This is a genomic window from Actinomadura sp. GTD37 (assembly GCF_041951365.1).
Taxonomy (GTDB): domain Bacteria; phylum Actinomycetota; class Actinomycetes; order Streptosporangiales; family Streptosporangiaceae; genus Spirillospora.
Genome location: NZ_JBGNUS010000018.1, coordinates 1 through 7,638 on the forward strand (window position 1 = coordinate 1; position 7,638 = coordinate 7,638).

A 7,638-nucleotide genomic window follows, 5' to 3' on the forward strand; every position below is an offset into this window, starting at 1 on the left:
GGTGGGGGCGGGTGGCGGAACCGGGGGGCCCGGGGGGTCGCCCCCCGAAAACGGCGAAGGGCCCTCTCGGAAAGCCGCAAAAGCGGCGACCAAGAGGACCCTAGGACCCGTAGCGGGGGCAGGATTTGAACCTGCGACCTCTGGGTTATGAGCCCAGCGAGCTACCGAACTGCTCCACCCCGCGGTGATGTCTTAACTGTATTGGGCGGGGGGTGGTTAGGCAAACCGGTTCGGTCGGGGGCTTGGAGTGCGGCGGTGAGCATGGCGGTGAGGTCGGTGGTGAAGGCGGTGTGGTCGGGGTCGTGGGGGGTGTCGCCGGTTCGGGTGGCGCGGTCGGCGAGGGCGGCGGTGAGGAAGGCGATGAAGAGGGAGATGCGTTCGAGGGCGAGGGGTTCGGGGAGGGCGGCGCGGCAGGCGGTTTGGAGGAGTTGGAGTTGCCGTTGGAGGGCGGTGCCGTGGAGGAGGGGCGGGAGGTGGTGGTCGCGGATTCCGGCGCGTCCGGCGAGTTGGGCGGTGATGCGGAGGAAGTCGCGGCCTGGCGGGGTGCGGAGTTCGTCGGCGGTGGGTTGGACGATGGCGGCGGTGATGGCGGGGAGGTCGCGGGGGTCGAGGGTGGGGAGGGCGGCGGCGCGGGCGGGTTCCATGCGGGTGATGCCGGCGCGGAGGACGGCGTCGAGGAGTCCGGCGCGGGAGCCGAAGTGGTAGGTGATGGCGGAGTCGTTGCCTTGTCCGGCGTGGGTGACGATGTCGCGGGTGCGGGCGGCGTCGATGCCGTGGGCGGCGAAGAGGCGGGCGCCGGCGCGGATGAGCGCTTCGCGGGTGGCTCTTGCGTCTTTCGGCACGCCGATGATACTAACAGGAGGCGTTAATAACGCTGCCTGTTACAACCGGACGCCTGTTACAACGGAGGCCGCGCCATGGCGGACGTCTACGATCCGTTCGATCCCGGCTTCCAGGCCGACCCCTATCCCGCGTACCGGCGGCTCCGCGACGACGACCCCGTCCACCGGCATGGCGATCCGCCGTTCTGGGCGCTGTCCCGGTTCGACGACATCTGGGCGGCGACGCGGGACGCGGCAACGTTCTCGTCCGCGCAGGGCCTGACGTTCTATCCGGACGAGATCGGCACGCTCGGCCTGGCCCCGACGATCGTGATGCTGGATCCGCCGCGCCACACCGTCCTGCGCCGCCTGGTCAGCCACGGCTTCACCCCGCGCCGCGTCGCCGCGCTGGAGGGCCTGCTGCGCGAGTTCGTCCGGTCCCGGATCGCGCTGATGGAGCGGAAGGCGGCCGACGGCGAGACCCCCGACCTGCACCGCGACTTCTCCTCGCCGCTGCCGACGTTCGCGCTCGCGCACCTGCTGGGCGTCCCGGAGGCGGACCGCGCCCGCTTCGACCCGTGGGTGTCGGCGCTGACGACGCTGCAGGACGACGGTTTCGACCTGAAGACGCTGAAGGACGAGGCGGCGGGCGCCGTCGCGGAGATGTTCGGCTACTTCACCGACGTGATCGCCGCGCGTCGCGCCGACCCGTCCGACGACCTGGTCAGCGCGTTGACGGCCGCCGAGGCGGACGGGGAGCGCCTCACCGACTGGGACGTCCTCGGGTTCTGCTTCGTCATGGTCGCGGGCGGCAACGACACGACCGGCAACCTGGTCTCGCACGGCGTCGCGCTGCTGGACGGCGCGCACGCGCAGCGCGAGCGCCTCGCGGCCGACCCGTCCCTGATCCCGAACGCGCTGACGGAGTTCCTGCGCCTGGAGGGTTCGGTGCAGGCGCTGGCCCGGACCACGACACGCCCGGTCGTCCTCCACGGGACGGAGATCCCGGAGGGCGAGAAGGTGATGATGCTGTTCGGGTCGGCGAACCGGGACGAGCGCGAGTTCGGCCCGTCCGCGCACGAACTGGACGTCGCCCGGGAGATCCCGCGCCATCTGGGCTTCTCCAGCGGCGTCCATTTCTGCATCGGTTCGCATCTGGCCAAGCTCCAGGCCCGCGTCGCCCTCGAAGAGCTTCTCCGGGCCCACCCGGACATCGGGGTGGACCTGGAGAAGTCCGAACGGATCTCGTCCCCGTTCACCCGCGGCTGGGTGTCGCTCCCGGCGACGGGGATCGCCGCGGCCTAACCCATGTGGGGGTACCGGTAGTCGGTCGGCGGGACGAACGTCTCCTTGATGGAGCGCGGCGACGTCCAGCGCAGCAGGTTGAACACCGAGCCGGCCTTGTCGTTGGTGCCGGAGGCCCGCGCGCCGCCGAACGGCTGCTGCCCGACGACGGCGCCGGTGGGCTTGTCGTTGATGTAGAAGTTGCCGGCCGCGTACCGGAGCACTTCGGCGGTGTGCGCGGCGGCGGCCCGGTCGCCGGCGATGACGGCGCCGGTCAGGGCGTAGTCGGCGGCCGACTCCATCTGGGCGAGCATCTCGTCGTACCGGTCGTCCTCGTAGACGTGGACGCCGAGGATCGGCCCGAAGTACTCGTCCCGGAAGATCTCGTTCTCGGGGTCGCCGGAGACGAGCACGGTCGGCCGGACGAAGTAGCCCACCGAGTCGTCGTACGTCCCCCCGGCCAGGACGTCGACGTCCGGGTCGCCGTGGGCGCGGTCGATGGCGGCCTTGCTCTTGGCGAACGCGCGCTCGTCGATGACCGCGCCCATGAAGTTGGACAGGTCGGTGACATCCCCCATGGTGAGCCCGTCGACCTCGGCTGCCAACTCCTCCTTGAACCCGCCGTCCCAGATGGACCGCGGAATGTAGGCGCGGGACGCCGCGGAGCACTTCTGCCCCTGGTACTCGAACGCGCCCCGGACGAGCGCGGTCCGCAGCACGGCCGGGTCGGCGGACGGGTGGGCGACGACGAAGTCCTTGCCGCCCGTCTCCCCCACGATCCGCGGGTAGCTGCGGAACTTCTCGATGTTGTCCCCGACCGTCCTCCACAGGTGCCGGAACGTCGCGGTCGACCCGGTGAAGTGGATTCCGGCCAGGTCGGGGTGCCGGAGCGCCACGTCCGACACCGCGAGCCCGTCGCCGGTCACGAGGTTGACGACGCCGGCCGGAAGGCCGGCCTCCTCCAGCAGCCGCATCAGCAGCACGGCGGAGTAGGTCTGCGTCGGCGACGGCTTCCACACGACCACGTTGCCCATCAGCGCGGGCGCGGTCGGCAGGTTCGCGGCGATCGCGGTGAAGTTGAACGGGGTGATCGCGTAGACGAACCCCTCCAGCGGCCGGTGGTCGGACCGGTTCCACACTCCGGGGTCGCTGATCGGCTGCTCGGCGAGGATCCGGCGGGCGAAGTGCACGTTGAACCGCCAGAAGTCGACCAGCTCGCAGGGGCTGTCGATCTCCGCCTGCTGGACGGTCTTGGACTGCCCGAGCATCGTCGCGGCCAGCACGGTCTCCCGCCACGGCCCGGCGAGCAGGTCGGCGGCGCGCAGGAAGACCGCGGCCCGGTCGTCGAAGGACAGCGCCCGCCACGCCGGCGCGGCCTTCAGCGCGGCATCGACGGCGTCCCGCGCGTCGTCGCCGGTCGCGTTGCCGAACGTCCCGAGGACCGACGCGTGCCGGTGCGGCTGCACGACGGCGACCTTGGCGCCGGCCCCGAGCCGCCGCTCTCCCCCGATCGTCATCGGCAGGTCGATGGGCGTCTCGGCGGTCAGCTCGGCGAGCCTGGCCTCCAGCCGGGTCCGCTCGGCGCTGCCCGGCGCGTACCCGCGCACCGGCTCGTTCACCGGTGTCGGAACGTTGGTCACGGCGTCCATGGAAAGGAACCCCTCCTTAGCGGGAGACGAATGAGCGGAGAAAGAAGACGAGGTTGGCGGGCCGCTCGGCCAGGCGCCGCATGAAGTAGCCGTACCAGTCGGCCCCGTACGGGACGTAGACCCGCATCCGGTCGGTCTCGGCGAGGCGCCGCTGCTCGGCGGCCCGGACCCCGTAGAGCATCTGGAACTCGTAGGACGCCGGGGGCCGCGCGGCCGCCAGCGCCAGCGCGATCTCGATGATCCGCGGATCGTGGCTGGCGACCATCGGATAGCCGTCGCCCTCCATCAGCAGCCGCAGCCCGCGCACGTAGGCGCGGTCGACGTCGTGCCGGCTCTGGAAGGCGACCGAGGGGGGTTCGGCGTAGGCCCCCTTCACCAGCCGCACCCGCGAGCCGTCGCGCGCCAGGTCCCGCAGATCGCCCGCACTGCGCCGCAGCATCGCCTGGACGGCGACGCCCGCCCACGGGAAGTCGCCGCGCAGCTTGCCGAGGATCTCCAGGGTGGAGTCGACGGTCGTGTGGTCCTCCATGTCGAGCGTGACGGTCATGCCGGCCCGCCCGGCGGCGGCGCAGATCTCCTGCGCGAGGTCGAGCGCGAGCTCCCCCGGAAGGGCCTGCCCCAGCGCGGACAGCTTCACCGAGGCATCGGCGCCGGCCGCGAGCCCGTGCTCCGCGAATGCCTCGAACAGGCGCAGATAGGCGTCCCGGGTCGCCTGCGCCTGCGCGGCCTCGCGGGTGTGCTCCCCCAGATGGTCGAGGGTGACCTCGAGCCCTTCGCGGCCCAGCTTCCGCGCCGCCCCGAGCGCCGCCTCGAGATCGTTCCCGGCGACGAACCGGTCGACGACTCCCCTGGTGAGGGGCACGGACGTGACGAGATCGCGCATCCGCTCGCTGCGCGCGGCGGCGAGGAGGAGAGGGCTGGGCATGGGAACCTCCAACGTCGAGGGACACCTCGAACGGTAGAAGCGCCACCCTCGTCCCCCTACAGCCAAACGTCACTTTCGGCCGGGCTAAACTTCATACGAACGTATGAAGGAGGGCTCATGGCTCCCGACCTCCAGGAGATCGCGGAACAGGCGGCCGACCTCCTCCGCGCGCCCGCCACGCTGGAGGACCGCGACTTCCACCTCGTCGCCTACGCCGCCCACGGCGACACCATCGACCCCGTCCGGATGGACTCGATCCTGCACCGCCGCGCGTCCGAGGCCGTCCGCGCCCGGTTCGAGCGGTACGGCATCGCCCGCGCCACGGGCCCGGTCCGCATCCCGGCCGACACGTCCCTCGGCCAGCTCGGCCGCCTCTGCCTGCCCGTCCGCTGGAACAACGTGACCTACGGCTACCTGTGGCTCCTGGACGACCAGGAGCGGATCACGGGCGCCCAGGCGGCCGGGGCGATGCCCCTGTGCGAACGGGCGGGCCTGCTGATGGCACGCCAGGCCAGGGAGCGCGACGACCTGGGCTGGAAGGTCGCCGACCTCCTCTCCGCCCACCCGGACGCCCGAACGCGGGCGGCGGACGACCTGGCGGAGGCCGCGTCCCCCGAGCCGCCCTTCACCGTGGCCGTCCTGCGGACCCCGTCCCCCGAGCCGCTCAATCCCTGGCAGCTCCCCCACTCCGTGCTGACCACGGTCTGGCAGCGCGACCACGTCCTCGTCATCCCGGGCTCGACGCCCACCGCCACCACGCTCGGCCGGGCGCGCCGCCTCCTGGAGGAACGCAACGCCTCCGTCCAGACCGGCGTCCACGCCCCGTGCCCGACCCTGGAGGACGTCCACGAGGGCTGGCTCCGCGCCCGCGTCGCGGCCCGCACCGCCGCCCCCGGCGAGACGCGCGACTGGGCGTCACTGGGCGTCCTCCGCCTCCTGCGGACGGCGGGCGACGACGCCCTCGCCCAGTCGACCCAGACCCCGGGCACCGCGCGCCTGCTGGAGAACGCGGACCTGTCCGAAACGGCCCGCACCTTCCTGGACCTGGCGGGCAGCGTCCAGCAGACCGCGAAGGCCCTGAACATCCACCGGCAGACCCTCTACCACCGGCTGAGCCGCATCGAGGACCTGACGAACCTGACTCTGGCCAACGGCCAGGACCGCCTGACCCTCCACCTGGCCCTGACCCTCGCCCCCCACCTCGCCTGACGGTCAGGAGCCGGCGAGGCCGCCGTGCCGGTCGCGGAGCTCGCGCTTGAGGATCTTTCCGCTGGGGTTCTTCGGCAGGGACTCGGCGATCACCACGTACTTGGGCCGCTTGTAGGCGGCGAGCCGCTCCCGCGCGTGGGCGCTCACATCGTCGGCGCTGAGCGAGGCACCGGCCTTGGGCACGACCACCGCCGTGACCGCCTCGATCCAGTGCGGATGGCTGATACCGAAAACGGCGACCTCGGCGACGCCGTCCAGTTCGTAGACGGCCTCTTCGACCTCGCGGCTCGCGACGTTCTCGCCCCCCGTCTTGATCATGTCCTTCTTGCGATCGACGACCGACAAGTACCCGTCCTCGGTCATGATCCCGAGGTCCCCGGAGTGGAACCACCCGCCGCGGAACGCCTCGGCGGTCTTCTCCTCGTCCCGGTAGTAGCCGAGGGCCGCATGGGGGCTGCGGTGCACGATCTCGCCGATCTCTCCCGGCGGCACGGGGTTCCCGTCGTCGTCCACGAGCATGGTCTCGACGTTGACGGCGGCGCGTCCCGCACCGCCTGCCCGCTCCAGCTGCTCGTGGGGGCGCAGGATGGTCGCGAGCGGCGCCATCTCGGTCTGCCCGTAGAAGTTCCACAGCCGGACGTCCGGGAGCCGCCGCAGCAGCTCGCGCAGCACCTCGACCGGCATCGGGGACGCCCCGTAGTAGCCCTTCCGCAGGCTGGAGAGGTCGCGCCGGTCGAAGTCGGGGTGCCGCAGCAGCGAGATCCACACGGTGGGCGGGCAGAAGAGTTTGGTGGCCTTCTCCCGCTCGATCGTCTCCAGCAGCACCGCCGGGTCGGGCGAGGGCAGGATGATGCTGGTCGCCCCGAGGTAGACGTCGACCGAGAAGAAGCAGTCGAGCTGCGCGCAGTGGTACATCGGCAGCGTGTGCACCTCGACGTCGTCGGCGCTCATCTCGCCGTCGACGATGCAGCTGACGTACTGCGAGATCAGCGAGCGGCTGGTCAGCATGACGCCCTTGGGCCGCGACTCGGTCCCGGACGTGTACATGAGCCGCAGGGGATCGTCGTCGCCGACGAGGACGTCCGGGGCCGTTTCGGGCCCTTCGCGCCACCAGAGGTCGACGTCCTCCCACCCGCCGGCGGCGGGCGCCGCCGAAAGCGGGATCCATCCCCGCACGCCCTCTTCGACTCCGGCGGTGGCGAGCGCCTTCTCCGCGGTGGGCGCCAGCGCGTCCTCCGCGATGATCCCGGAGGCGCCGGAGTGCTCGACGATGTAGGCGATCTCGTCGGCGTTGAGCATGAAGTTGACCGGCACGAGCACCACGCCGAGCTTGGCCGTGGCGAACGCGATCACGGCGTACTGCCAGCAGTTGTGGCTGAGCAGGGCGAGCCGGTCCCCTTTCCCGAGCCCCCGGGCCGCCAGCGCGTGCGCCGCCCGGTTGACGGCGACGTCGAACTCCGCGTACGTGACCCGCACGTCCCCGCTGACGACCGCGACCTTCCCCGGATACCGCCGCGCCGTCCGATGCAGCAGATCCCCGACGGAGTGCTGACGAGCACGAGCAACAGAAGCAGACACCAAGCCACCCTTCCCACGAACCCGCAGGTGAGCCCTCTGACACCAAGACCCAAACACACCAGCCCAGGAAAAGACCACCCCCGAAAGGGGCCAAAAGGACAGCCCAACCCCCCGAAAGGAAATCACCGACCGAAACCGGCGGGGGGCCAGGGGCGGAGCCCCGGGGGCGGGC

General features: G+C 71.6%; 6 protein-coding genes and 1 tRNA gene. 2 read left to right on the forward strand and 5 right to left on the reverse strand.

All coding sequences use genetic code 11. The features are described 5' to 3' along the window. Positions 1–110 precede the first annotated feature (110 nt). Together ACA511_RS40500 and ACA511_RS40505 are read right to left on the reverse strand one after the other, a co-directional pair. Positions 111–184, reverse strand: a tRNA-Met gene (locus ACA511_RS40500). Next, positions 162–842 (reverse strand): TetR/AcrR family transcriptional regulator, encoded by a 681-nt coding sequence (locus tag ACA511_RS40505; RefSeq protein WP_375030071.1) that lies wholly within the window; start codon positions 840–842, stop codon positions 162–164. Before ACA511_RS40505 ends, ACA511_RS40500 begins: the two co-directional genes overlap by 23 nt. A 75-nt stretch (positions 843–917) precedes the next feature. On the opposite strand from ACA511_RS40505, the gene ACA511_RS40510 reads away from it, so the two are divergent. After that, positions 918–2,126, forward strand: coding sequence for a cytochrome P450 (locus tag ACA511_RS40510; RefSeq protein WP_375030072.1), 1,209 nt, complete (start codon positions 918–920; stop codon positions 2,124–2,126). On the opposite strand, the gene pruA is transcribed toward ACA511_RS40510, so the two are convergent. Beyond that, positions 2,123–3,754 carry an L-glutamate gamma-semialdehyde dehydrogenase gene (gene pruA, locus ACA511_RS40515; protein WP_375030073.1) on the reverse strand — a complete coding sequence of 544 codons (1,632 nt, stop codon included), beginning with the start codon at positions 3,752–3,754 and terminating at the stop codon, positions 2,123–2,125. The two genes, ACA511_RS40510 and pruA, sit on opposite strands and share 4 nt — an antisense overlap. A 16-nt stretch (positions 3,755–3,770) precedes the next feature. Beyond that, complete coding sequence (locus ACA511_RS40520; protein WP_375030074.1) at positions 3,771–4,679, reverse strand: proline dehydrogenase family protein; 909 nt, start codon at positions 4,677–4,679, stop codon at positions 3,771–3,773. A gap of 117 nt (positions 4,680–4,796) precedes the next feature. Between ACA511_RS40520 and ACA511_RS40525 the strand changes: the two genes are divergently transcribed. After that, on the forward strand, positions 4,797–5,888 hold the full coding sequence (locus tag ACA511_RS40525) for a PucR family transcriptional regulator (RefSeq protein ID WP_375030075.1): 1,092 nt from the start codon (positions 4,797–4,799) through the stop codon (positions 5,886–5,888). A gap of 3 nt (positions 5,889–5,891) precedes the next feature. On the opposite strand, the gene ACA511_RS40530 is transcribed toward ACA511_RS40525, so the two are convergent. Next, positions 5,892–7,466: an acyl-CoA synthetase gene (locus ACA511_RS40530; RefSeq protein ID WP_375030076.1), complete on the reverse strand. Its 1,575-nt coding sequence runs from the start codon at positions 7,464–7,466 to the stop codon at positions 5,892–5,894. Between the last annotated feature and the right edge of the window lie 172 nt (positions 7,467–7,638).